The organism is Rhodococcus sp. NPDC076796 (genome assembly GCF_040702765.1).
In the GTDB taxonomy this organism is placed as follows: Bacteria; Actinomycetota; Actinomycetes; order Mycobacteriales; family Mycobacteriaceae; genus Rhodococcoides.
In genome coordinates this window covers 94436-118483 of sequence record NZ_JBFBMS010000006.1, presented here as the reverse complement: position 1 = coordinate 118483, position 24048 = coordinate 94436, and the positions used below count along the sequence as shown (strand labels likewise).

20 protein-coding genes and 1 pseudogene are annotated in these 24048 nt (G+C 65.4%); 13 read left to right on the top strand and 8 right to left on the bottom strand.

Annotated elements, in window-relative coordinates; translation table 11 throughout:
* Nucleotides 1-28: 28 nt before the first annotated feature.
* The 6 genes from ndk (at nucleotide 29) to proB (ending at nucleotide 8024) form a co-directional block, all read left to right on the top strand.
* Nucleotides 29-442 (top strand): nucleoside-diphosphate kinase, encoded by a 414-nt coding sequence (ndk, locus tag AB0366_RS19230; protein ID WP_032394582.1) that lies wholly within the window; start codon nucleotides 29-31, stop codon nucleotides 440-442.
* A 574-nt stretch (nucleotides 443-1016) separates the two neighbouring features.
* Complete coding sequence (locus AB0366_RS19225) at nucleotides 1017-4385, top strand: translation initiation factor IF-2 N-terminal domain-containing protein (protein WP_366245303.1); 3369 nt, start codon at nucleotides 1017-1019, stop codon at nucleotides 4383-4385.
* Nucleotides 4386-4620: 235 nt separating this feature from the next.
* Entirely contained in the window at nucleotides 4621-4932 is a 312-nt protein-coding gene (gene rplU / locus AB0366_RS19220; RefSeq protein WP_032394581.1) for a 50S ribosomal protein L21, read from the top strand.
* 59 nt (nucleotides 4933-4991) lie between these two features.
* Nucleotides 4992-5255, top strand: a complete 264-nt coding sequence (gene rpmA, locus AB0366_RS19215; protein WP_032379202.1) for a 50S ribosomal protein L27 — start codon at nucleotides 4992-4994, stop codon at nucleotides 5253-5255.
* A gap of 175 nt (nucleotides 5256-5430) precedes the next feature.
* On the top strand, nucleotides 5431-6882 hold the full coding sequence (obgE, locus tag AB0366_RS19210) for a GTPase ObgE (protein WP_121869471.1): 1452 nt from the start codon (nucleotides 5431-5433) through the stop codon (nucleotides 6880-6882).
* Between the two features lie 2 nt (nucleotides 6883-6884).
* Entirely contained in the window at nucleotides 6885-8024 is a 1140-nt protein-coding gene (gene proB, locus AB0366_RS19205) for a glutamate 5-kinase (RefSeq protein WP_183130119.1), read from the top strand.
* Here the strand turns inward: proB and AB0366_RS19200 are convergent.
* From AB0366_RS19200 to AB0366_RS19180, 5 genes and pseudogenes are all read right to left on the bottom strand, one after another.
* Nucleotides 7997-8836 carry a Sir2 family NAD-dependent protein deacetylase gene (locus tag AB0366_RS19200; protein WP_366245465.1) on the bottom strand — a complete coding sequence of 280 codons (840 nt, stop codon included), beginning with the start codon at nucleotides 8834-8836 and terminating at the stop codon, nucleotides 7997-7999. The two genes, proB and AB0366_RS19200, sit on opposite strands and share 28 nt — an antisense overlap.
* A gap of 130 nt (nucleotides 8837-8966) precedes the next feature.
* Nucleotides 8967-9365: an ectoine synthase gene (locus AB0366_RS19195; RefSeq protein ID WP_314145362.1), complete on the bottom strand. Its 399-nt coding sequence runs from the start codon at nucleotides 9363-9365 to the stop codon at nucleotides 8967-8969.
* A 40-nt stretch (nucleotides 9366-9405) separates the two neighbouring features.
* Complete coding sequence (gene ectB, locus AB0366_RS19190; RefSeq protein WP_366245464.1) at nucleotides 9406-10683, bottom strand: diaminobutyrate--2-oxoglutarate transaminase; 1278 nt, start codon at nucleotides 10681-10683, stop codon at nucleotides 9406-9408.
* A gap of 48 nt (nucleotides 10684-10731) precedes the next feature.
* Nucleotides 10732-11232, bottom strand: a pseudogene (gene ectA / locus AB0366_RS19185) (diaminobutyrate acetyltransferase); the annotation flags it as partial.
* 176 nt (nucleotides 11233-11408) lie between these two features.
* On the bottom strand, nucleotides 11409-13526 hold the full coding sequence (locus AB0366_RS19180; RefSeq protein ID WP_366245300.1) for a DEAD/DEAH box helicase: 2118 nt from the start codon (nucleotides 13524-13526) through the stop codon (nucleotides 11409-11411).
* 107 nt (nucleotides 13527-13633) lie between these two features.
* Here AB0366_RS19180 and crcB (AB0366_RS19175) point away from each other — a divergent pair, with 107 nt between their 5' ends.
* Both crcB (AB0366_RS19175) and crcB (AB0366_RS19170) read left to right on the top strand, forming a co-directional pair.
* Nucleotides 13634-14053: a fluoride efflux transporter CrcB gene (gene crcB / locus AB0366_RS19175; protein WP_366245462.1), complete on the top strand. Its 420-nt coding sequence runs from the start codon at nucleotides 13634-13636 to the stop codon at nucleotides 14051-14053.
* Nucleotides 14050-14424 (top strand): fluoride efflux transporter CrcB, encoded by a 375-nt coding sequence (gene crcB / locus AB0366_RS19170; RefSeq protein ID WP_366245299.1) that lies wholly within the window; start codon nucleotides 14050-14052, stop codon nucleotides 14422-14424. Before crcB (AB0366_RS19175) ends, crcB (AB0366_RS19170) begins: the two co-directional genes overlap by 4 nt.
* A 9-nt stretch (nucleotides 14425-14433) precedes the next feature.
* On the opposite strand, the gene AB0366_RS19165 is transcribed toward crcB (AB0366_RS19170), so the two are convergent.
* Genes AB0366_RS19165 through AB0366_RS19155 form a run of 3 tightly spaced genes read right to left on the bottom strand, consistent with a single transcriptional unit; the run spans nucleotide 14434 to nucleotide 16175 of the window.
* Nucleotides 14434-14838 (bottom strand): VOC family protein, encoded by a 405-nt coding sequence (locus AB0366_RS19165; RefSeq protein WP_366245297.1) that lies wholly within the window; start codon nucleotides 14836-14838, stop codon nucleotides 14434-14436.
* Nucleotides 14839-14847: 9 nt separating this feature from the next.
* Nucleotides 14848-15306, bottom strand: coding sequence for a helix-turn-helix transcriptional regulator (locus AB0366_RS19160; protein WP_366245295.1), 459 nt, complete (start codon nucleotides 15304-15306; stop codon nucleotides 14848-14850).
* Nucleotides 15303-16175, bottom strand: a complete 873-nt coding sequence (locus AB0366_RS19155) for a ribokinase (RefSeq protein WP_366245294.1) — start codon at nucleotides 16173-16175, stop codon at nucleotides 15303-15305. Before AB0366_RS19155 ends, AB0366_RS19160 begins: the two co-directional genes overlap by 4 nt.
* A 94-nt stretch (nucleotides 16176-16269) precedes the next feature.
* Between AB0366_RS19155 and AB0366_RS19150 the strand changes: the two genes are divergently transcribed.
* The 5 genes from AB0366_RS19150 (at nucleotide 16270) to AB0366_RS19130 (ending at nucleotide 24047) form a co-directional block, all read left to right on the top strand.
* Entirely contained in the window at nucleotides 16270-17535 is a 1266-nt protein-coding gene (locus AB0366_RS19150; RefSeq protein ID WP_366245292.1) for an aminotransferase class III-fold pyridoxal phosphate-dependent enzyme, read from the top strand.
* Between the two features lie 35 nt (nucleotides 17536-17570).
* Nucleotides 17571-20444 carry an FAD-binding and (Fe-S)-binding domain-containing protein gene (locus AB0366_RS19145; RefSeq protein ID WP_366245291.1) on the top strand — a complete coding sequence of 958 codons (2874 nt, stop codon included), beginning with the start codon at nucleotides 17571-17573 and terminating at the stop codon, nucleotides 20442-20444.
* Nucleotides 20441-21916 (top strand): NAD-dependent succinate-semialdehyde dehydrogenase, encoded by a 1476-nt coding sequence (locus tag AB0366_RS19140; RefSeq protein ID WP_366245290.1) that lies wholly within the window; start codon nucleotides 20441-20443, stop codon nucleotides 21914-21916. The genes AB0366_RS19145 and AB0366_RS19140 overlap by 4 nt, the downstream gene beginning before the upstream one ends.
* Nucleotides 21917-21931: 15 nt before the next feature.
* Complete coding sequence (locus AB0366_RS19135) at nucleotides 21932-22645, top strand: GntR family transcriptional regulator (RefSeq protein WP_237669436.1); 714 nt, start codon at nucleotides 21932-21934, stop codon at nucleotides 22643-22645.
* 187 nt (nucleotides 22646-22832) lie between these two features.
* Nucleotides 22833-24047 (top strand): Xaa-Pro peptidase family protein, encoded by a 1215-nt coding sequence (locus AB0366_RS19130; RefSeq protein WP_366245461.1) that lies wholly within the window; start codon nucleotides 22833-22835, stop codon nucleotides 24045-24047.
* The last annotated feature ends 1 nt before the right edge of the window (nucleotide 24048 follow it).

The following is a 24048-nucleotide window of genomic DNA, read 5'->3' as shown; positions in this document are numbered from 1 at the left end:
TCGCCGTGTTCCACTACTGTCGTCTTTCGTGACCGACCGCACCCTTGTACTGATCAAGCCCGACGGAGTTGCCCGGCGTTACGTAGGAGAGATCCTCGGCCGCGTGGAGAAGAAGGGTCTGAGCATCGTCGCACTCGAGCTCAAGACCGTCTCCCGCGAATTGGCCTCGGCTCACTACGCGGAGCACGAGAGCAAGCCGTTCTTCCCCGAACTCCTCGAGTTCATCACGTCCGGACCGGTAGTGGCCGCAGTTCTCGAAGGCCCCCGCGCCATCGCTGCCTTCCGCCAGATCGCAGGCGGCACCGACCCCGTGGCCAAGGCGGTTCCCGGCACCATTCGCGGTGACCTCGCCCTCGACGGTCAGCAGAACCTGGTGCACGGTTCGGATTCCGTGGAATCGGCCGAGCGCGAGATCGCACTCTGGTTCCCCGGCCTCGCCTGACCGTTCCGCCTTCGACAGAAAAAGCAACGTTCGCGTAGCCACGTCGCAACCGCTGGGGAACCCGATCGGTGCGGCGTGGCGAGTACGCATCACAGCGTGTGGGATACTCGACGACAGATCGACTTCACTGCACCAGCACGTACAGGTTTCACGCTCCACCCGAAGCCCAGGCTTCACGGAAGTTCGCTAGACCGGTGTGATGGATTCGATCGGATGACTTGTCGTCTATCCGCTGCCCGTCATCGCAGATGCTCGAACGAGAGACAGGCTCGTTCGCGTTCTTGCTTGATGATCAGGCGCTCGGATCGCCGGTACACCACCATCCAGCCAGGCACTGCACACGCTGTCGTCGACCACCGAGAACTACGAAGTGGTCATCGGCTCGGGTGCGGAGCGAGACCGAACAGCTGACGTCCAACCCGACGTGAGTACACAAGGATTGCCCTCGCGTGGCCGCGTCACACCCGAAGTCGGATGGACGCGCCCGGGGGCCCGAGGAGACTACGTGGCCGATCAAAGCCCGCCCGAAGATGTACAGAACGAAAACGCAGGACGTACGGAGCCCCCCGGCCCGGTGTCGTCTGTGGAAACCGACGCGGTGTCGTCAGCGCAACCCGACACCATCGAGCTGCCGACCAGGCTGCGCGTTCACGCACTGGCCAAGATCCTGGGCGTCACCAGCAAGCAGCTGCTCGTCACCCTCGGTGAGCTCGGCATCGAAGCGCGCAGTGCTCAGTCGAGCCTGAGCCGTGACGTTGCGGAGTCCGTTCGCGATTCGGTCAACGCCCCCGCAGCGCCGAACACCGATTCCTCGACTGCCGAGCCGACTCCGGTGCCCGCCCCCGAAGAGCCCGCAGGCGAGGTTCCGTGGTCCGAGCCGCAGCTGTTCACCAGTGCACCTGCACCGGAGCCGAAGGTCGCCGAGCCCGCGGCAACGACCGACCAGCCCACTGCGACGACCTTCGCCACCCCTCTGTTTCTGCAGCCCGCCGCCGTCGATGCGCCGGCGACGGAATCGACGGAGTCACCGGCCGAGCCCCCGGCTCGGCGTCGCCGCAGCCGCAAGGCCGCGCCCAAGGACGACGTGGCGAACACCGAGAGCAGCGCTGACACCGACAGTGGTGAGTCCGCAGTGACGCCGGAGACCGGTGCACCCGAGATCCCTGCCGTCTCGACCGACCGGTCCTCGTCTTCCGAGGCCGACGAGTCGGCCACCGCCGAGAGCTCGACCGACGGTGACGGCGACGACGATCAGTCTCAGCCTCGACGCCGTCGGCGCGGCCGTCGTGGTCGCGGACGTGGTCGCGGCGAGCAGTCCTCGGACGAGTCGACCGACGAGAACTCGGACGACGATTCCGACGGCGACACCGACAGCACCGAGACCGCCGATTCGACCGACGCGGAGTCGACCGACGCCGACTCGGACGAGTCCTCGGCAAGTGACGGGCAGCAGTCGAACTCGGGACGACGCTCGCGTCGATCACGCACTCGCAGTCGTACCTCGGACCGGCAGAACTCCGATGCAACCGACTCATCCGACGACACGCGCACCGCAGACTCCTCGGCCGAGGACGGCGACGACGAGTCCGACTCGGGTGCTCAGGACAACTACGACGACTCCGACAACGGCGGTTCGGACGGGGACGGCTCCAGCCGCCGTCGTCGTCGCCGTCGCAGGCGCAAGACCGGAGCGGAGGCCGCTGCCGAGGGCGCGTCGTCCGAGGACGATCCGCCCAACACGGTCGTGCACGAGCGTGAGCCGCGCAACAAGAGTCGGGCGCCCCGCGACGAGGTCCAGGGAATCACGGGCTCGACGCGTCTCGAGGCCAAGCGTCAGCGCCGCCGCGACGGGCGCGATGCCGGCCGTCGTCGTCCGCCGATCCTCACCGAGTCCGAGTTCCTGGCGCGCCGCGAATCGGTCGACCGTGTCATGGTCGTGCGCGAGAAGGCGACACCGGATCACCCGCTGACCACACAGGTTGCCGTGCTCGAAGACGGTGTGCTCGTCGAGCACTTCGTCACCAGCAGTGCCACCGCGTCGATGGTCGGCAACGTCTACCTGGGCCGCGTACAGAACGTGCTGCCCAGCATGGAAGCAGCCTTCATCGACATCGGCCGTGGCCGCAACGGTGTGCTGTACGCAGGCGAGGTCAACTGGGACGCTGCGGGACTGGGCGGAAACTCACGGAAGATCGAGCAGGCTCTCAAGCCGGGCGATCAGGTTCTCGTCCAGGTCAGCAAGGACCCGGTCGGACACAAGGGCGCTCGCCTGACGACGCAGCTGTCGCTCGCGGGTCGCTTCCTCGTCTACGTGCCCGGCGGCAGTTCCACCGGCATCAGCCGCAAGCTGCCCGATACCGAGCGCAAGCGGCTCAAGGAAATCCTCCGCGACATCGTGCCGCCCGAGGCGGGCGTCATCATCCGCACCGCAGCGGAGGGCGTCAGCGAAGAAGAGCTCGCACGGGACGTGACTCGACTGCAGGCGCAATGGGCCAGCATCGAAGAGCGCTCGGCCAACGCCGAAACCGGCAAGGGCGTGCAACCTCAGACGCTGTACGAAGAGCCCGACATGCTCGTCAAGGTCATCCGTGACCTGTTCAACGAGGACTTCTCCAAGCTGGTGATCGAGGGCGACAAGGCGTGGACGACGACGTCCAACTACGTCGAGACCGTGGCCCCGGACATGATGGAGCGGCTGCACCGATACGAGGCCGACGGCAGTTCGGTCGACGTCTTCGCCGCGCACCGCATCGACGAGCAGCTGGCCAAGGCCCTCGATCGCAAGGTCTGGCTGCCTTCCGGTGGCACCCTGGTGATCGATCGCACCGAGGCGATGACCGTCGTCGACGTCAACACCGGCAAGTTCACCGGTTCGGGTGGCAACCTCGAAGAGACGGTCACCCGCAACAACATCGAGGCGGCCGAGGAAGTCGTTCGCCAGATGCGTCTGCGTGACATCGGCGGCATGATCGTCGTCGACTTCATCGACATGGTGCTCGAGTCCAATCGCGTTCTCGTACTGCGGCGCCTGACCGAGTCGCTCGGACGCGACCGGACTCGCCATCAGGTTTCCGAGGTGACCTCGCTCGGGCTGGTGCAGATGACCCGCAAGAAGCTCGGTACGGGGCTCGTCGAGGCGTTCTCCACCACGTGCGAGCACTGCCAGGGTCGCGGCATCGTCGTGCACCCGTTCCCCATCGACGCCAAGCCGGACAACGACGGCGGTCGGTCGAACTCGTCGCGGTCCGAATCCGGCAACTCGGGAACGAGCAGCAGGCGTCGACGTGGCAAGGACAACAAGGCCGACGGCAACGATCGGTCGGACGGCAACGACCGGGCCTCCTCGAACGCGCAGGCAGACGGTCACGACCACCCCGTGGTCGATCCGTCGATCAAGCGGGCGCATCCGGTGGCACTGGCCATGGCGGCGCATCACGACGACGTGGTGGCCGACGTCAGCCCCGCCGATGTCGAGCCACAGGCACCGGCCGAAGCTCCCGGCGGCGACGCAGTGGTGACCGTGGTCTCCGCCGACGACGTGGACGTTGCGGCCGCTGCGGTGGCCGACGCGGAGACCGACGTCACGGCAGCCGACTCGGCCACCGAGACTCCGGCCACCGAGGCTCCGGCCGACGAGCCTTCTGCCGAGCCGTCCGTTCCGGTGGCACCGAAGGCTCGACGCGGACGGCGGGTGGCCCGCAAGGCTGCCGCGCCGACCGGCACAGCGCCCGATGCGGGCATGGTCATCGTCGTACCCGCCACGGACGACTCGGTGGACGCCACGTCCTCCGACCAGGCCGGGACGGCACCCGACGAGGCGTCGGCACCGCTCACCGCGGCGGCCGAGCAGCCCGTGGAGCCGGTCGAGGTGCCTGCGGCACGTCCTCGCAGACGGCGCGCGGCAGCGCGGCCTGCAGGTCCTCCGGTGGACATCGATGCCTAGCAGAACTGGGCAGTTTGACCCTGGCCGTCTCCCTGCCGTAACCTTGATAAGTCGCTCCCGGTGACACCGTTCTGCTGTGCCGTAGTGGCCCTGTAGGAAACAACGGTTCTCGAGCGGGCCGAGATGATCATCATCCCGGCCGGCCGATAGGGAGCAAGCAAACACGTTTTACCAGACCAGTCGTGTTGCCATGCGCAACGCGAGCAAGTTCGAAGAAGCAAGGGGTAGCCCTCCGATGGCAACGTACGCGATCGTCAAGACCGGCGGAAAGCAGTACAAGGTCGCTGTTGGTGACCTCGTCAAGGTCGAGAAGATCGAGGGAGCGCCCGGCACTGCTGTCTCGCTTGCTCCGGTCCTCGTCGTAGACGGATCCGACCTGACCACAGATGCAGACAAGCTGGCGAAGATCTCGGTCGCCGGTGAGATCGTCGAGCACACCAAGGGCCCGAAGATCCGCATCCACAAGTTCAAGAACAAGACCGGATACCACAAGCGTCAGGGACACAGGCAGAAGCTCACTGTCCTCAAGGTCACCGGCATCAAGTAACCAGGTCTCTCCAGACCCGCGTTCTCCCAAGCTGATTCACCCCGAGGAGGGTATGCAACATGGCACATAAGAAGGGTGCATCAAGCTCCCGTAACGGTCGCGACTCGAACGCTCAGCGCCTCGGCGTCAAGCGTTTCGGCGGCCAGACCGTAGGCGCAGGCGAGATCCTGGTTCGTCAGCGCGGCACGCACTTCCACCCCGGCGTCAACGTCGGCCGTGGCGGCGACGACACCCTGTTCGCACTCGCCCCGGGCGCAGTCGAATTCGGTGCCAAGCGCGGTCGCAAGACCGTGAACATCGTTCCGGTCGCTGTAGAGGCCTAGTCCTTCTGCAGCGCTGGCGCTCACGATGGCCGACGCGACCGGGCAACTGCTCGAGTCGACCATCCACGGCGTACGTTCACAGCTCCCGATAGGGGCGGACCAGGGTCATGAGACCGGTCCGCCCCTATCGCTTTTTTCTCCCGCTTTTTCTTTCACGAAAGGATCGAAGACAGCTATGTCACGATTCATCGACCGCGTGGTGCTGCACGTCAGCGCCGGCAAAGGTGGCAACGGCTGCTCTTCGGTTCACCGCGAAAAGTTCAAGCCTCTCGGTGGCCCCGACGGTGGTAACGGAGGACAGGGCGGCGGAGTCGTCTTCGTCGTCGACAGCAACGTGCACACCCTGCTCGACTTCCACTTCTCCAGCCATGCCAAGGCAGGCAACGGAACTCAGGGCATGGGTGGCAACCGCGAAGGTGCCAACGGCGAGGACCTGATTCTCAAGGTCCCCGACGGCACCGTCGTGCTCGACAAGAAGGGCAACGTGCTCGCCGACATGATCGGCGAGGGAACACGCTTCGACGCCGCTCCGGGCGGCCGCGGTGGCCTCGGCAACGCAGCTCTCGCATCGAAGGCTCGGCGGGCACCCGGATTCGCACTGCTCGGCGAAGAGGGCATCGAACGCGAACTCGTCCTCGAACTCAAGTCCGTCGCCGATGTGGGCCTCGTCGGTTTTCCGTCGGCCGGTAAGTCGTCGCTGGTCTCGGTGCTGTCCGCAGCGAAGCCGAAGATCGCCGATTACCCCTTCACCACACTGGTGCCCAACCTCGGAGTGGTCTCCAGCGGCGACACCACCTTCACCGTCGCCGACGTTCCCGGGTTGATCCCCGGAGCGAGCCAGGGCCGAGGTCTCGGTCTCGACTTCCTGCGTCACCTCGAACGCTGTGCCGTTCTCGCACACGTCGTCGACTGCGCCACACTGGATCCCGGCCGCGATCCGATCTCCGACGTCGATGCCCTCGAAGCCGAATTGGCCGCGTACAAGCCGGCTCTGTCCGGAGATGCCAGCCTCGGTGATCTGGCCGATCGGCCCCGCATCGTGGTGTTGAACAAGGCCGACATTCCGGAGGGTGCCGAGCTCGCCGAGATGGTCACGGCCGAGTTCGAGTCCCGTGGCTGGCCTGTGTACACCATCTCCGCGGTGACGCGTGCCGGTCTCAAGCCGCTGACGTTCGCATTGGCGAAGCTCGTCGAGGAGTACCGCACCGCGCATCCGGCTCCCGAGCCGCGGCGTCAGGTGCTGCGCCCGGTCGCTCGGAACGACGACAGCTTCAAGGTCGTCAAGGATCCGGATATCCCGGACGGCTTCATCGTTCGCGGTACCCGACCGGAGCGGTGGGTGCGCCAGACGCAATTCACCAACGACGAGGCCGTCGGCTACCTCGCCGACCGTCTCGCGAGGCTCGGTGTCGAGGACGCTCTCATCAAGGCCGGCGCTCAGCCCGGTGCTTCGGTCACCATCGGCGACGTGTCGTTCGATTGGGAGCCGCAGACTCCGGCCGGTGTCGAGATCACGATGACAGGCCGTGGCACCGATGCGCGTCTCGATCAGGTCGAGCGCATCGGAGCATCCGAACGCAAGCATGCCCGCCAGGTACGACGCGGGCTCGATTCCGAACAGGAGTAGACGTGGTGTCGGTGCGTGAATCCGATTCGCCCGCAGAGGCTCTCACCGATACCCGTCGCACGATCGCCGATGCCAAGCGCATCGTGGTCAAGATCGGTTCGTCGGCGCTCACCAGCCTCGACGCCGGTCTGGATCTGAGTCGACTCGATCTGCTCGCCGACGCCATCGAATCTCGGATGCGCAGCGGCACCGACGTGGTGGTCGTGTCCTCCGGTGCGATCGGCGCAGGGATGGCACCGCTGGGCCTGACCAAGCGTCCACGAGACCTGGCGACCAAACAGGCTGCTGCGAGTGTCGGTCAGCTCGCTCTGGTCAATGCGTGGAGCTCGTCGTTCCATCGGTACGGGCGCACGGTGGGGCAGGTTCTGCTCACAGCCGAGGACATCGCGCGGCGAACCAACCACCGCAATGCTCAGCGCACCCTGGATCGGCTGCGCTCGCTCGGTGCCGTCGCCATCGTCAACGAGAACGACACGGTCGCCACCGCGGAGATCCGGTTCGGCGACAACGATCGTCTGGCTGCTCTGGTCGCCCACCTCGTCGGAGCGGACGCACTGTTCCTGCTCTCGGACGTGGACGGGTTGTACGACGGTGATCCCCGCAAGGGCAAGGCGACACTGATCCCGGAGGTGACCAGCCCCGAGGATCTCGACGGCGTCGTCGCCGGTTCGGGGGGAGCGCTCGGCACCGGCGGAATGGCGTCCAAGCTGTCCGCTGCGCGTCTCGCGGCCGATGCCGGTGTTCCGGTGTTGCTGGCTGCGGCATCCGATGCCGCACACGCACTGACGACGTCCGAGGTGGGTACCGCCTTCGCCGCTCGGCCGACGCGGTTGTCGGCCCGCAAGTTCTGGGTTCGGCACGCCGCCGACGCCGCAGGAGAACTGCATCTCGACGCGGGGGCGGTGCGTGCGGTGGTGGAGCGGCGACGGTCGTTGTTGTCCGCCGGTATCACGTCGGTGACGGGATCGTTCCACGGCGGCGACGTGGTCTCGTTGGTCGACCACGTCGGTGTACTGGTCGCTCGCGGGGTCGTCGCATACGACTCGGGGGAGCTGGTCGGGATGCTCGGGCGCTCGACAGGGGAGTTGGCCGCGGAGCTACAGCGCCCGGTGGTTCACGCCGACGATCTGGTTCCTGCCTGATCGACGTCGTCGGCAAGCGCCGTCGCCACCTCCGAGCAGCCGGCATGCATTGTGAGAGAGGCGAACTCGTCGCCGCGGGTGGTACCGCGGTTGACGATGACGATAGGCTTCGCAGTCTTGGATGTGTGCCTGACGAACCGCAAGCCCGACATCACGGTCAGCGAGGATCCGAGCACCAGCAGCGCGTCGCTTCGGTCGACGAGATCGTATGCCTCGGCGACGCGCGGTTTGGGGACGCTCTCACCGAAGTAGACGATGTCGGGTTTCAGTATCCCCGAACATGATTCGCAGTCGACCATGCTGAAATGCGCGGTCGAGGAGATGATCGCGTCGGCATCGGGGGCGATCTCGACTCCGTCCGCGGGTGCAACCGATTCGAGAAAGCCGGGATTGGCACGATCGAGTCGCCGGTCCAGCTCGAAACGCGAGATCAATCGCTCGCAGTTCAGGCAGCGAACTCGGGCGTAGACGCCGTGCAGGTCGATGACGTTCCGGCTGCCCGCCTTGGTGTGCAGCATGTCGACGTTCTGGGTGATGATGCCGCTGACGACGCCTGCCCGTTCGAGTCGGGCGAGTGCTCGGTGGCCGTCGTTGGGCACCGCTGCGTCCATGTGTCGCCACCCGACGTGGTTGCGTGCCCAGTAGTGCCGACGAAATTCGGCGTCACCGATGAACTGTTGGAACGTCATCGGGTTGCGCGGCGGTGACTGCGGACCGCGGTAATCGGGAATCCCCGAGTCGGTGGACATGCCTGCGCCGCTGACGACGGTGACCGTCCTGCCGTCGAGCAGAGAAGTCAGCTGCTCGTACAGTGCCGCGGATACAGGGGATGCATTCACTTCGTCCAGGATAGCGATCCGTTGCTCGATGAGCACTGTACCGACGCCTACGGCCCGCACCGACGCGGAAGCGTCGGTGCGGGCCGTAAGCGATGTGCTGGTGTTACGCGGGTACCTCGACTAGGGGGTACACGCCGTTCTCGTCGTGTGTCTCGTTGCCGACGACGGGAGGGTTGAACACGCACAGCATGCGCATCTGGGTGCGCGGCTCGACGGTGTGGCGCTCGTGCCCGTTGAGCAGGTACATAGATCCCGCACCGAGCTCGTAGGTCTCCCCGGTTTCGCGGTCGGTGAGCGTTCCCTCGCCTTCGATGAGCCAGACGGCCTCGATGTGGTTGGCGTAGTGGAAGTTGTTCACCGTGCCGGCCTGAATCGTCGTCTCGTGGAACGAGAACCCGACCTTGTCGCCGCCGAGGATGATCCTCTTGCTGCGCCAGTTGCCGTCTTCGCTCTCGATGTCGCGATCGGTACCGGTGATCTCCTGTGTGGTGCGAACGATCATACGATGTCCTCCTTCGATGTCGGTTGTTGCGGACGGACAATCAGGAAAGAACCTTGGCGACGGCGCTCTCGATGACGTCCAGACCGCGGTCGAGCTCGTCCATCGTCGTGGTCAACGGTGGGAGCAGCTTGACGACCTCGTCCTTCGGTCCTGCTGTCTCGACGAGCAGATGCTCGTCGTAGCAGAGCTGCGACACCTTGCCCGCCAACTCGGCGTCGTCGAACACCAGTGCCTGGACCATGCCGCGGCCGCGAGTGGAGATGCCGTCGAACTTGGCGCAGAGCTTGATGAATCGATCCTGGATGTGCTCGCCCTTGGCGAGAATCTCCTTCTCGAAGGCATCATCGGACCAGTAGTGGTCGATGGCTGCCTTGGCCGTGACGAACGACGGGTTGAAGCCACGGAAAGTGCCGTTGTGCTCACCGGGCGACCAGACGTCGAGCTCGGGCTTGAACAGTGTCAGCGCCAACGGCATGCCGTAGCCACCGATGGACTTGGACAGCGTGACGATGTCCGGGGTGATGCCGGCTTCCTCGAACGAGAAGAACTGGCCGGTGCGACCGCAACCCATCTGGACGTCGTCGACGATCAGCAGGATCTCGCGTCGCGAGCAGAGCTCGGCCAGCGCGCGCAGCCACTCGGGGCGCGCGACGTTGATGCCGCCCTCACCCTGGATGGTCTCCACGATCACTGCGGCCGGGCGGTTGAAACCGCTGCCCGAGTCGTCGAGCACGCGCTCGAACCACTGGAAGTCCTCGGTGACGCCGCCGAAGTAGTTGTCGTACGGCATCGGCGTGGTGTGCACCAACGGAATTCCGGCGCCAGCTCGCTTCATCGAGTTGCCGGTGACCGACAACGCGCCGAGTGTCATGCCGTGGAATGCGTTGGTGAAGTTGATGATCGCCTCGCGGCCGGTGACCTTGCGGGCCAACTTCAGTGCCGCTTCGACGGTGTTGGTTCCTGTCGGTCCGGGGAACTGAACCTTGTAGTCCAGGCCGCGGGGGTCGAGGATGTTCTTCTTGAACGACTCGAGGAAGTCGCGCTTGGCAACGGTCGACATGTCGAGTCCGTGCGTGATGCCGTCGCTGGAGATGTAGTCCACCAACGCGCTCTTGATCATGTCGTTGTTGTGGCCGTAGTTGAGTGCGCCTGCGCCACCGAAGAAGTCGAGGTAGTCGTTGCCGTCCTCGTCGGTGATCACCGAGTTCTTCGCGGTCGAGAACACGGCGGGCCACTGGCGGCTGTAACTCCGCACGCCGGACTCGACGGTCTCGAACACATCGGGCTTCTCTGTTGTATCGGTGTTCTTTTCGGTCATGTTCTGCTTGTTCCTTTCGTAATTCCGCGACGCGTCGGGGCCTACCGTGTAGAGCTCCTCGGCTTCGTGGCTATCAGGGAAATCGTTGGGCGCGAACAAATCCGACCTGACGATATCGGTGCCTCGCTTGCGTGCGAGGCTCGTGAAGGTTGCGATGGACGCTTCGTTGTCCGGGCTGATCGTCGTCTCCAGATGCGTGACGCCCTGTGGCTCGAGGCGGTCGAGCAGCTCCATCAGCATGCGACCGGCAAGACCCTTGCCACGCTGGTCCGCATCCACGGCGACCTGCCACACGAACAGTGTGCGGGGGGCGTCCTGGCGGATGTATCCGGTGACGAAACCGACTGCGCGGCCGTCTATGTCGGATACGACGGTGGTGGCCGCGAAATCGCGGCACCACAACACGTACGAGTAGCTGGAGTTGAGGTCCAGAACTCGCGAATCTCTTGCGATCTCCCAGAGCCGGACTCCGTCGGAGATCTGTGGCTTACGAAACTTCACTGCGTCCGGCGCAGTGACTGGGGTACTTCTCAGCAATGCGGGCTTCATGGGAAATACAAACGTAACAAGGTCGTCGTGGCATATCGAGTGCGCTCGGAAATCGACCTCCGAATCGGACATGCATCCCCTGGTTAACCGCCGAATGTGATGATGGTCACATTGTTGTTGCCCGGCTGGCTGTACCCGCAATCATGAAATTCAAACCACCCGCTTCGGGCGGGCACCTATTTCGGTGTCGCCAGAGCGAACGGCAGCACCGCCTGCGCACCCGCAGCTTTCAATGCCGACGTGGCGCAGGTGAACGTCCACCCTGTGTCGGTGAGCAGATCGATCAACAGAATGGGCCCTGTCACGGACGATACGTCCGGAACGTCCCATGAGTCCACCAGTCCGGCGACTCGAAACGCCGAATTCGCCGCCGAGACCGGCGGATGACCTGCCCTGACCTGCATGACACCGAGATCGCTCAATTTTCCGACGGAGGCCAATCGCTCGGCGATCGACCGCACCAACACAGGATGGGTGGGGGAGTCGAGAGCGAGAACCGCAGTGGGCCGCTGCTTCCAATCCCAGTGGGCGAGCACGGTGATGCACGCCTTCTCCAACGCATCGGTGGCCGGAGCGTCGGGTGCATCGAGCAGGGCACGCAGTCGGCTACCCCAGCCCAGGTCGGTGAGTCGACCCAGCACGCGCCCGGGTTCGTGTGGGTCGGCGATCTTGCCCGAGAGCGAGACACCCAGCTTCTTCATGCCGCTGGGCCACTGCTTTCTGGGCTGCAGGTCGATGCCCGGCCGATCCAGTCGTGCCCTGGCCGAGTCGACCGAGGCCGCGTCCACCGATGCCGACAGGTGTTCGCCCGTGCAGTTGTCGCACCGCCCGCATCGGTCGGACTCGCTACCGGGTGCGCCCAGATCCGGGTCGTCGAGTTGTCTGCGCAGGAATTCCATCCGGCAGCCGTCGGTGCCCTGGTAGTCGATCATCGCCTGCTGCTCGCGGTCCCTGGCCTGTTCGAGACGCTCGTAGCGGGCCGCGTCGTACGTCCATTGCTCCCCGGTTGCCATCCAACCGCCACGAACGCGTCTGACTGCGCCATCGACGTCGAGAACCTTCAGCACCATCTCCAGCCTGCTACGCCCCAGCTCGACGAGAGGCTCGAGCGCCTGCGTCGACTGGGCCTTGTCGGTGTTCAAGGCATCGATGACCTGACGCACCAGATGTTCGCGGGGGAATGCGACGGAGGCGAAGTAACTCCAGATCTGCCTGTCCTCGTGGCCCGGAAGCAGCACCACATCGGCTCGCTCCGTAGCGCGCCCGGCACGGCCGACCTGCTGGTAGTACGAAATCGGAGACGATGGTGCTCCCATGTGCACCACGAATCCGAGGTCGGGCTTGTCGAAGCCCATGCCCAATGCGGACGTGGCGACCAGGGCCTTGACCCGGTTGGCGAGCAGGTCGCCCTCCAGCGATTCGCGTTCGGTCGGGTCCGTCTGACCGGTGTACGACGCCACGACGTGCCCCTGATCGGTCAGCAGCGCCGCCAGGTCCTTCGCCGCCGATACCGTCAGGGTGTAGATGATTCCCGAACCGGGCAGCGTCTTCAGGTGGTCGCCGAGCCACGCCGCCCGTTCGGTCGCGTTGTCGATCTTCACCACCGCCATGCGCAGAGAGTCGCGTGCGAGCCCGCCGCGCAGGACGAGTGTGTCTCCGCCGCCGACGCCCAACTGCGCCGCGACGTCGTCCACCACTCGGTCGTTCGCCGTCGCGGTGGTCGCGAGCACGGGGATACCGTCGCGCAACTCGGCGATCAGAGTTCTGATCCGTCGGTAGTCGGGCCGGAAGTCGTGGCCCCAGTCGGAGACGCAATGTGCTTCGTCGACCACGACGAGGCCGGCGTCCCCAGCCAGGGACGGCAGCACCTGATCGCGGAAATCGGGATTGTTCAATCGCTCCGGACTGACCAGCAGCACGTCGAGTTCACCGGAGTTGACCTGCTGATGGATGTCGTCCCACTCGGTCATGTTGCCGGAGTTGATGGTCGCCGCGCGGACGCCTGCCCGCTCGGCCGAGGCAACCTGGTTACGCATCAGCGCCAACAACGGAGAGACGATCACCGTCGGACCCAGGCCCTGTGCGCGCAGCAGCTTCGCCGCGATGAAATAGACCGCCGACTTGCCCCAACCGGTCCGCTGCACCACCAGCGCCCGCCGCCGGTGCACGACGAGGGCCTCGATGGCTGTCCACTGATCTTCGCGCAGGACCGCATCCGGGCCGGCGAGTTCGCGCAACAACTCCTCGGCGCTCTCGCGCAAGTTCCCGGTCGTGGACTCCGTGGTCGTTGTCATAGGCTCCATCGTGCAGTAAGCATCCGACATCAAACGCGGGCCGGTCGGAAACGGTCGGACCGTGCAGTCCGAGAGGATCAGCGGTGGTCGATCCCGATTCCGATTCGATGCCGGCCGACCAAGGACCCGTGCACCGTCACTTGTGGGCACTGGCAGTGGTGTTCGTCGGCGGAGCGGCGGGTACGGCAGTTCGCTACGTGATCGAGGAGCAGCTCCCGCATTCGGCGTCGCAGTGGCCCACAGCAACCTTCGGGATCAACATCGCCGGCGCATTCGTGCTGGGCCTTCTCCTCGAGTCGCTGGTACGCGGCGGGCCCGATGCAGGAATTCGGCGCAGGCTGCGGTTGCTGGGAGGTACCGGGTTCTGCGGCGCGTTCACCACGTACAGCACCTTCGCCCTCGAGACGGTGGAAGGGTTCCGGAGTGGGTTCACCGGTCTGGCAGTGGCCTACGCAGTGGTCAGCGTGATTCTCGGAATACTTGCAGCCTGGGCCGGAATCGCACTGGCAGGCAAGGTGGTTCGATGATCGCGCTGTGGGTTGCGGCGGCCGGCGGGCTGGGGGCAGTCGTTCGCTTCGTCGTCGATGCGGAGGTGAAGTCACGTCTCGCGGCGCGAACGAGCTTTCCCTGGGCGACGATCGGCATCAACGTGTCCGGGTCGTTCCTGCTGGGCGTGCTGGCCGGATGGGTGATGTTCCGAGCAGGCTCGACCGACATTCACGCCGTCATCGGCACCGGGTTCTGCGGCGGGTACACCACCTTCAGCACGGCGAGTGTCGAGACCGTGCGGTTGCTACAACAGGGGCGTCGCCGCGATGCCGCCGTCAACGCGACAGTCGGCCTGCTTGCGTCCGTACTGGCATGCGGCGGCGGCCTGGCGCTCGCGTCGTCGATGTGAGGGACTGGTTCACGCCTGACTGACGCGCACCATGTTGCCGGCAGGGTCGCGGAATGCCGCGTCGCGCACACCCCACGGCTGACTCGTCGGTTCCTGCAGAATCTCGGCGGTGCCTGCCGCGCGAATTCTCTCGAAGGCCGCGTCGAGGTCGTCGGCACGAAACAGCAGGCCCGGAAGCTCACCCTTGGCGAGCAGGGCGGCAATCTGATCGCCGAGTTCCTGCGAGCGGCCCGCGTGGGGCTGCGAGAGAACGATCTCGATCTCGGGTTGATCGTTGGGAGACAGAGTGATCCAGCGGTAGCCGTCGCCCTCGACTTCGCTCTTGACCTCGAGTCCCAGAGCATCGCGGTAGAACGCCAGCGAGGCATCGGGGTCGTCGGTGTAGACGTGTACGTGGCTCAGTGAAAGTGTCATGGAGAAAGGCTAGGACGCCCCGGCCGTCGATGCTTCTTCGATTCTGCTCGGTTCGGTGGCAGTAACGGTGCCACGCATCGGCCGACCCAGAATCATTGCCGTACACGTCGGCACCACCTGGCTGTCACGGTGGTCGCGGGCGCGGTACGCGCTCGGTGTCTCGCCGACGATCTCGGTGAACCGCGAACTGAACGATCCGAGACTGGTACAGCCCACCGCGAAGCACGCCTCGGTGACGGAAACATCGCCGCGGCGCAGCATGGCCTTGGCGCGTTCTATCCGTCGAGTCATCAGATGGGCGTAGGGCGTCTCACCGTAGGCCTCGCGGAAGCGGCGACTGAAATGGGCGGTGGACATCAGTGCCGTGCGAGCCAGAGTGGGGACGTCGAGTGGCTCGGCGAATTCACGATCCATCCGGTCGCGCGCCCGGCGCAGACGTCGAAGCTCCTCGAGGTCGGGGGCGTTCATCCTGGCACCGCATCGCGCAGTGCGTCGATGTCCTCACGAGTGCCCGAGGACGTACTCGCACCCGGCCTGGTTGCGGCGAAAGAACCTGCAACACAGGCCCATTCGACTGCATTGCGCGGTCCCTCGAACCAGGACGCGGCCAGTGCTCCGGCAAACGCATCCCCGGCCCCGGTGGTGTCGACGGCGTCGACGCGCGGCGCGGCGACGTCGAACGATTCCGAGCCGCGATATCGAGCGCCTCTGGCACCGAGTGTGGTGATCACGTGCGTCACCTCGTTCACTCGGTTTCCGAGACGGTCTTCCTCGGCCTCGTTGACCACCAGCACGTCGGTGGCCGCCACCAGGGCGTCGGGCAGATCCTGAACCGGTGACGGGTTCAGCATCGTCACCACGCCGCGAGAGCGTGCGTACTCGAATGCGGTCACCACGGTGGCGAGGGGAATCTCCAACTGACACAGGAGAATATCGGCGTCGGAGATGACGGCGAGGTCGTCGTCGGTGAGGTCGTGAACGCGTTCGTTGGCCCCGGGGACCACGACGATGCTGTTCTCGGCGTGATCGTCGACGGTGATGGCGGCGATTCCGCTCGAACCTGCTGCCGTGCGCAGTGCGCGGTCGTCCACGCCCGCGTCCGACAGTGTCCGGCGCAGCGTCTCACCGAACTCGTCGTCTCCGACCGCTCCGATGAACGACACCATAACGCCGGCTTTGGCGGCGGCAATGGCCTGATTGGAGCCCTTGCCGCCCGGTGAGGTGGTGAACGATGTGCCCAGCACTGTTTCGCCGGGATCGGGCAGGGAAGGCGTCCGGGTGATCAGATCCATGTTGACGCTGCCGAGAACGACGATGCGGGGGCTCGAGGCGGACACCGACGAACTGTATCGCTCCGACGGGTACACCCGCCCCTGAACTGCCAATTGCAGATTGTTGACAATCTTATTCCGGTGGGTGACGATGGCAGGCATGACAGCGTCGACTCGCACCCACCTCAGCCCCGCACTCAAGCAGGCGACCCCGATCGTCGTCGATCACGGAAAGGGCAGCTGGATCATCGGCACGGACGGGCGCAAGTACCTCGACTTCACCACCGGGATCGGCGTCACCAGCACCGGGCACTGCCATCCGCGCGTGGTCGAGGCCGCCCGCGAGCAGGTGGGCAAGATCATCCACGCGCAGTACACGACCGTCATGCATCAGCCACTGCTGGCGCTGACCGACAAGCTCGGCGAGGTACTACCGGCCGGTCTCGACAGCGTCTTCTACGCCAACTCCGGCTCGGAGGCCGTCGAGGCATCGATTCGGTTGGCACGCATGGTCACCGGACGGCCCAACATCATCGCCTTCCACGGAGGGTTCCACGGACGCACGGTGGCGGCTGCGTCGTTGACCACCGCGGGCACCAAGTTCCGCTCCGGATTCTCACCGATCATGGGCGGTGTGCACATCGCGCCGTTCCCGTACGCCTTCCGGTACGGCTGGGACATGGACACCGCAGTGGCTTTCGCGCTCAAGGAACTCGACTACCTGCTGATGACGATGTCCAGCCCCGCCGATACCGCTGCGTTCATCATCGAACCGGTACTCGGTGACGGTGGTTATCTGCCCACGCCTCCGGAGTTTCTCGAGGGACTCCGCGAACGCGCGGACACCCACGGGATCGTCCTCATCGTCGACGAGGTGCAAGCAGGTGTGGGACGCACCGGAAAGTTCTGGGGCCACCAGCATTCGACGATCACACCCGACATCGTCATCACCGCAAAAGGTCTGGCCAGTGGATTTCCCATCTCGGCGATCGCGGCATCGACCGAGTTGATGGGCAAGGCGTGGCCCGGATCGCAGGGCGGCACGTACGGCGGCAATGCCGTCGCCGCTGCGGCGGGTGTCGCGACGCTCGACGTCGTGCGTGAGGAAGGTCTGGTCGCCAACGCCGCCGCGCAGGGCCGAGTTCTGCTCGACGGCCTCCTCGCACTGAAGTCCGAGCACTCGGCCATCGGTGATGCACGTGGACTCGGCTTGATGCAGGCACTCGAATTTGTCGACAGCGCAGGAAATCCCGATGCTGCGGCCGCCTTGCGCGTGCAACAGGGTGCGATCGACGAGGGACTGTTGCTGCTCACCTGTGGCGCGCTCGGCAACGTGCTCCGGATCATCCCGGCGCTGATCGTGAGCGACGACGAGATGCGGCAGGGCCTCGACGCGTTGTCGCGCACGCTGAAGAACGTGCTGTGACGGCTGCTTCCGTTCGATCCCCAGTTTCCGCACTCGTGCAGGAAGTGCGCGAACTGGGGATCGAGATCGACGACTCGACTCGGCGGCTCGCCGAGTACTCCTACGACGCCTCGAACTACCGAATTCCGCCTGCCGCTGTGGTCTTTCCGCGCAGCGCTGACGATGTTGTTGCAGTTATGGCTCTGTGCGGGGCCGCGGGAGTCGCAGTCATCGGCCGCGGCGGCGGAACGTCCATGGCGGGCAACGCGATCGGCCGCGGAATCGTGCTCGACTTCTCTCGCCACATGAATCGCGTGATCTCGGTGGACACCGACTCGCGAACGGCCGTGGTGGAACCGGGAATCGTGATCTCGGAGTTGCAGCGAGAGTTGACGGCGCGCACATCGGGGGCATTCACGTTCGCACCCGACCCGTCCAGCAAGACACGCGCGACGGTCGGTGGGGCGGTAGGCAACGACGCGTGCGGGAACCACTCGGTTCGCTACGGTCGAACGGCCGACCACACGGTGGCCATGGACGTGGTGACTGCCGACGGGCACCTACTCCGGGTGACCCGTAGCGGTGTGGAGGCGGTGCATTCGGAGGATGCGGCGGCAACCGATGCGGCCGAACGTATCTCGCGCGAGCTGCACTCGCTCGCGGCCGACAACCTCGCGCTCTTCAGAGTCGAGCTGGGCCGCATACCGCGACAGGTCTCCGGATTTCACCTGTCGCATCTGCTGCCCGAGAACGGATTCGATGTCGCTCGTGCACTCGTCGGAAGCGAGGGCACGTGCGCGGTGATCGTCTCGGTCACCGTCGCCGTCGTGCCCGTGCCGCAGGCCGCACTGTTGCTCTGCCTCGGCTACGACGACGTGGTGGCTGCTGCAGCCGACGTGATGGCCATTCTCGAGTTCTCGCCTGCCGCGGTGGAGGGTATCGACGACAACATCGCCCAGACCATGGAGTACCGGCGTGGACCGGAGTCCGTCCGCGGTCTGCCTGCGGGAAACGCCTGGCTCTACGTCGACCTCGACGGAGCCGATACCGCCGAGGTGGAGAACAAGGCCGCCCGTCTGCTCGAGGCCCTCGGTCTTCTCGGCCGCGTCAAGGAAGGCCGCATCGTCACCGACCCGGCCGATCGAACAGCGCTGTGGCGAGTGCGTGAGGACGGCGCGGGTCTGGCGACCCGACTGGCCAGCGGAGTCGAGTCCTGGGGTGGCTGGGAGGACGCCGCCGTCGCACCCGAGAACCTGTCCGCCTATCTCGCGGACCTCAACGTGCTTCTGGCCGAACACGATCTGACCGGCGTGATGTACGGACACTTCGGTGCCGGCTGCATGCACGTGCGCATCACGTTCGATCAGCGCACCGACGCCGGACGACGGGTGATGTACGACTTCCTGCGCGCCGCCGCGCGGGTGGTCGTCAAGCACGGCGGCAGCCTGTCCGGCGAGCACGGCGACGGCAGGGCTCGCTCGGAACTGCTGCCGGTGATGTACTCACCCCGCATGCTCGACGCGTTCGCGCGGTTCAAGCGCATCTGGGATCCGCGCGGGATTCTGAACCCGGGGTCGATCACCGAACCGGAACCGATGATGGACAACCTGATGCTGCAGGGCATCCCACAGCGGGAATGGAAGACGACCTTCGATCTGCACCAGATCGGAACGCGGGCAGATCTGGATCCCTTCGTGCACGCAACTCAGTCGTGCGTCGGCGTCGGCAGATGTCGCACCGCGTCGGGAGGCGTCATGTGCCCCAGTTTTCGCGCGACGGGCGACGAGAAGGATTCGACGCGGGGACGGGCACGAGTGCTGCAGGAGATGGTGCGCAGCTCGCCGACCGTTGCCGACGGGTGGGCCTCGAAGGATGTGGCCGAATCGCTCGACCTGTGTCTGTCCTGCAAGGCCTGTTCGTCGGATTGTCCGGTCGGAGTGGACATGGCGACGTACAAGTCCGAGTTCCTCGATCATCACTATGCGGGGCGATTGCGGCCGCTCTCGCACTATTCGCTGGGCTGGTTGCCTCGTTGGCTGAAGGTGACGCAGCGAACGGCACCGCTGCTCAACCGTCTGCTCACTCCGCGCATCGCGGCACTGGCGGCTCGGCTCGGTGGGCTGACCACCGAGCGGCCGTTGCCGCGCTTCGCGTCGGCGAAGGAGTTGGCTCACGAAATACGGATCGGCGGTGGCCGCGCCGCCGACGTGGTGTTGGTCGTCGACACGTTCACCCAGGGCTTTCGCCCCGAGGTCGCGGGTGCGGCGCAGCGCGTGCTCGAGGACTCGGGTCGCAGCACCGAATGCCGGACCGACGTGTGCTGTGGTCTGACCTGGATTTCGACGGGCCAGCTCAAGGCCGCCCGCAAGCACCTCACGAAAGCCGTTGCTGCACTGGATGACGGCACCGACCGACCCATCGTCGTCACCGAACCGAGCTGCGCGGCGGCGTTCCGCAAGGACATGCCCGAGCTGGTTCCCACTGCGGCCGCGAGACGGGTCGCGGCGCGGGTGCAGAGTTTCGCGGGCGCGGTGATCGATCAGGCCGCCGCTGGGTGGGTGCCCTCGGCCGAGGTCCCCGACTCGGTGACGGTACAGACGCACTGCCACGAATACGCGGTGTTCGGCAACGCCACTCAGCGCACGGCATTGGCTTCCGTCGGTATCGAGGCGGTACGGGAGGCCACCGGATGCTGCGGGGTCGCAGGGAATTTCGGCTTCGAAGCTCGGCACTACGAGCTGAGCATGGCCGTCGCCGAGCAGGCCCTCGCGCCTGCGGTTCGTGCGGCCGAGCCCGACACCCCGATTCTGACCGACGGATTCTCCTGCCACATGCAGGTGCGTCAACTCACCGGTGACCTGACGAGCGATGCGTCCGTACACCTGGCGCAGATACTCGATCCACGTTCGACGAAAGGACCGCGGCCATGACCGCCAGTTCGACCACCAGCCTCACTCGCCCCACCATCACTGCTCCGACCGAACTGTTCATCGCAGGCGCGTGGACCCCCGCAGCATCCGATGCCCGGTTCGATGTCATCGATCCCGCCAGCGGCGAGGTCATCGCCAGGGTCGCCGACGGCAGCATCGACGATGCCGAGAATGCCATGGCCGCAGCGGTCGACGCCGCCGCCGACTGGGCCGCGACACCGCCGCGTGCACGCAGCGAAATCCTCCGCAGAGCATACGAATTGATCATGGCGCGGTCGGAGGAGCTCGCTGCGATCATCACCGCGGAAATGGGGAAGCCACTGGCCGATGCTCGCGGTGAGGTGGCGTACGGAGCCGAGTTCTTTCGCTGGTTCTCCGAGGAAGCGGTACGCATCTCGGGCGATCACACCCTCACCGGAGATGGGAAGAACCGCATCGTGGTCACCCGCGCACCGGTGGGACCGTGCATCCTCGTCACTCCGTGGAACTTCCCGTTGGCCATGGGAACTCGCAAGATCGGCCCGGCGTTGGCGGCAGGCTGCACGGTGGTGTTCAAGCCGGCCGAGCAAACGCCGCTGACAGCACTGGCTCTGGCCGGGATCCTGCACGATGCGGGTGTTCCGGCGGGAGTGGTCAATGTCGTGACCACCACCGACGCGTCGGGTGTCGTTGGCTCGTGGATGAGCAGCGGTGCGGCTCGCAAGATCAGCTTCACCGGATCGACTGCGGTGGGCAAGATCCTGCTCGAACAAGCTGCATCGACGGTGATGCGCACCTCGATGGAGCTCGGCGGCAACGCACCCTTCATCGTCATGGACGACGCAGATCTCGCGCGTGCCGTGGACGGTGCGATGGTCGCCAAGATGCGCAACATGGGCGAGGCATGCACCGCCGCCAACCGATTCTTCGTACACCGCAGTGTCACAGCGCAGTTCGCGGACAAGCTCGCCGAGCGCATGGGTGCGCTGTCGGTGGGGGCCGGTAGTGCGCACGGCACCGAGGTGGGTCCGCTGATCGACGACGCGGGCCGCACCAAGGTGCAGACACTCGTCGACGACGCCCTCGGGCGCGGTGCACGTGCGATCGTCGGGGGAGTGGCCCCGGACGGACCCGGCTACTTCTACCCGCCGACGGTCCTGACGGACGTCGATGCGGCGTCGGATCTGATGTCACAGGAAATCTTCGGACCGGTCGCGGCAATCGTCCCGTTCGACACCGAGGACGAGGTGATCGCCCTCGCGAACGACACCGAGTGGGGACTGGTCGGATACGTCTTCACCCAGGACATCGACCGGGCTCTGCGGATGGGGGAGCGCCTCGAGGTGGGCATGGTGGGCCTCAACACGGGGCTGGTGTCCAATCCGGCTGCGCCGTTCGGTGGCGTCAAACAGTCCGGACTCGGCCGCGAGGGCGGAAAAGTCGGCATAGACGAGTTTCTGGAGTACAAATATTTCGCCATTCCCCGAGGCTGAGAGAGGTTTTCGATCATGCCCAGTTCGAGACGACTGACGCCCATCGACGCACGCAACACGTCGATGGTCATTGCCGACCAGATTCGCGACCGCATCATCGACGGTTCCTACGCCCCGGGGGAGCAGATCAACGAGGCCAACGTCGCCGCGGAACTCGAGATCTCGCGGGGGCCGGTGCGGGAGGCGTTGCAGCGCCTCAATCAGGAGGGGTTGCTCGTCAGCTATCGGAATCGAGGTGTCTTCGTCGTCGAGCTGAGCAGTGAGGATGTCGCCGAGATCTACGAATCCCGTGCGGCGATCGAGGTCGGTGCCGCGTGGACTCTGGTGCACGGGGATCGCGCGCGCTTGGTCTCGGCTGCCGATGAGCTCTCGGCCATCGTGATGCAGATGCAGCCGTTCATCGATCGGGCGGATTGGCGAGGTCTTGCCGAACGGGATCTGGCGTTTCACACCGCCCTGGTTGCGGCGACCCGCAACAGCCGGATGTCGCGGATGTACGCCACGCTCGCTGCGGAGGCGCGTATCTGCATGGCCAACCTCGAAACCGCGTATTACCGGCCCGAGGCGTTGGTGGAGGAACATCAGCTGATCGTCGACCTGTTGCTCGGTTCGGATTGGGACGCACTGGAAAAGGGCGTACACGAGCACATGGACACCGCCATCCACGATCTGACCCGTGCCATGGTCGAGGAACAGGCCGAACACTCGGCGCTGGCCACGCCGGGATAGTTTCCGGGCTCGCAACACAGCATTTACACCCGAAGTCTTGCGCACCTCTCTCATCAGCGCTTAGCCTGATTGTCAACAATCTACTAAATCGACCCCATTGAAGGGGGTGCCCGTGAACGACTCACCCGACGTTGCCTACGTCACTGCACTCGGTCCCGACGAGACCGTAGGACGGGCCGCTCCCGGACTGGCTCGGTACCCGGACGTACCGAACAGCACGCCGATCACGTTCACCGACGAGGAGTACGCGGCCCGCCTCGTTGCCGTCCGTGATCGGATGGCAGCGCAGAACCTCACGGCTCTGATCGTCACCGATCCCGCAAATCTCTACTACCTGCTGGGGTACAACGCGCTCTCGTTCTACACCCCGCAGATGCTCTACGTACCGCTCGACGGCGAGATGTACTTCTTCGCTCGCGAGATGGACGCCAACGGCGCGTTTCGGACGTCGTGGCTGCCGCAGGATCGGACGTTCGGCTACCCCGAGACTTTCGTGCAGCGCAGAGACACCCACCCATTCGTCTGGGTCGCCGCGAAGCTGCGTGAACTGGGACTGGTGAACAACTTCGAGCACGGCCAGGTGGGTCTCGAGATGGACTCGTACTACTTCAGTCCCAAGGCATTCGAGGCACTGGTCAAGGCACTGCCCGAGTACCGCTTCACCGACTCCTACGAGCTCATCAACTGGGTACGTGTGGTCAAGTCGCCTGCGGAGATCGCCCTGATGCGCGGTGCCGCGACGGTCTGCGAGTCTGCGATGTCGGCTGCGTACCAGTCGATCTCGGTCGGTGAACGACAGTGCGACGCCGCCGCGGCCATCATGAACGCACAGGTTCGCGGCACCCCGGAATTCGGCGGCGACCACCCGGCCATCGTCCCGATGCTGCCTACCGGTGCCGGAGCCGACACCCCGCATCTGACCTGGTCGCATCAACCCTTCGTGCGGGGCGAGACCACCGTCGTCGAACTGGCCGGAGTGTTTCGGCGATACCACATCCCGATGGCCCGGACGATCGTGCTCGGAAAGCCAAGCCCACGTTTGGATTACCTCGCCAAGTCCACCGGGGAAGCATTGAACGACGTGCTCGCGACCGTGCGGGCAGGCGTCACCGCCACCGACCTGGCGCAGGTATGGAACACGAGCTTGGCCAAGCACGGACTGCACAAGCCGTCGCGCATCGGCTACTCGATCGGCATCGCCTACGCACCCGACTGGGGTGAGCGCACCGTGAGCCTGCGAACCGACGACGACACGGTACTCGCCGAGAACATGACCTTCCACATCATCGGCGGAATGTGGATGGACGACTACGGATACGAGGTATCCGAGGCCGTTCGCGTCACCGAGAACGGCCTCGAAACCTTCACCGCATACCCCCGAGAACTACTGACGAAGGAGTGAG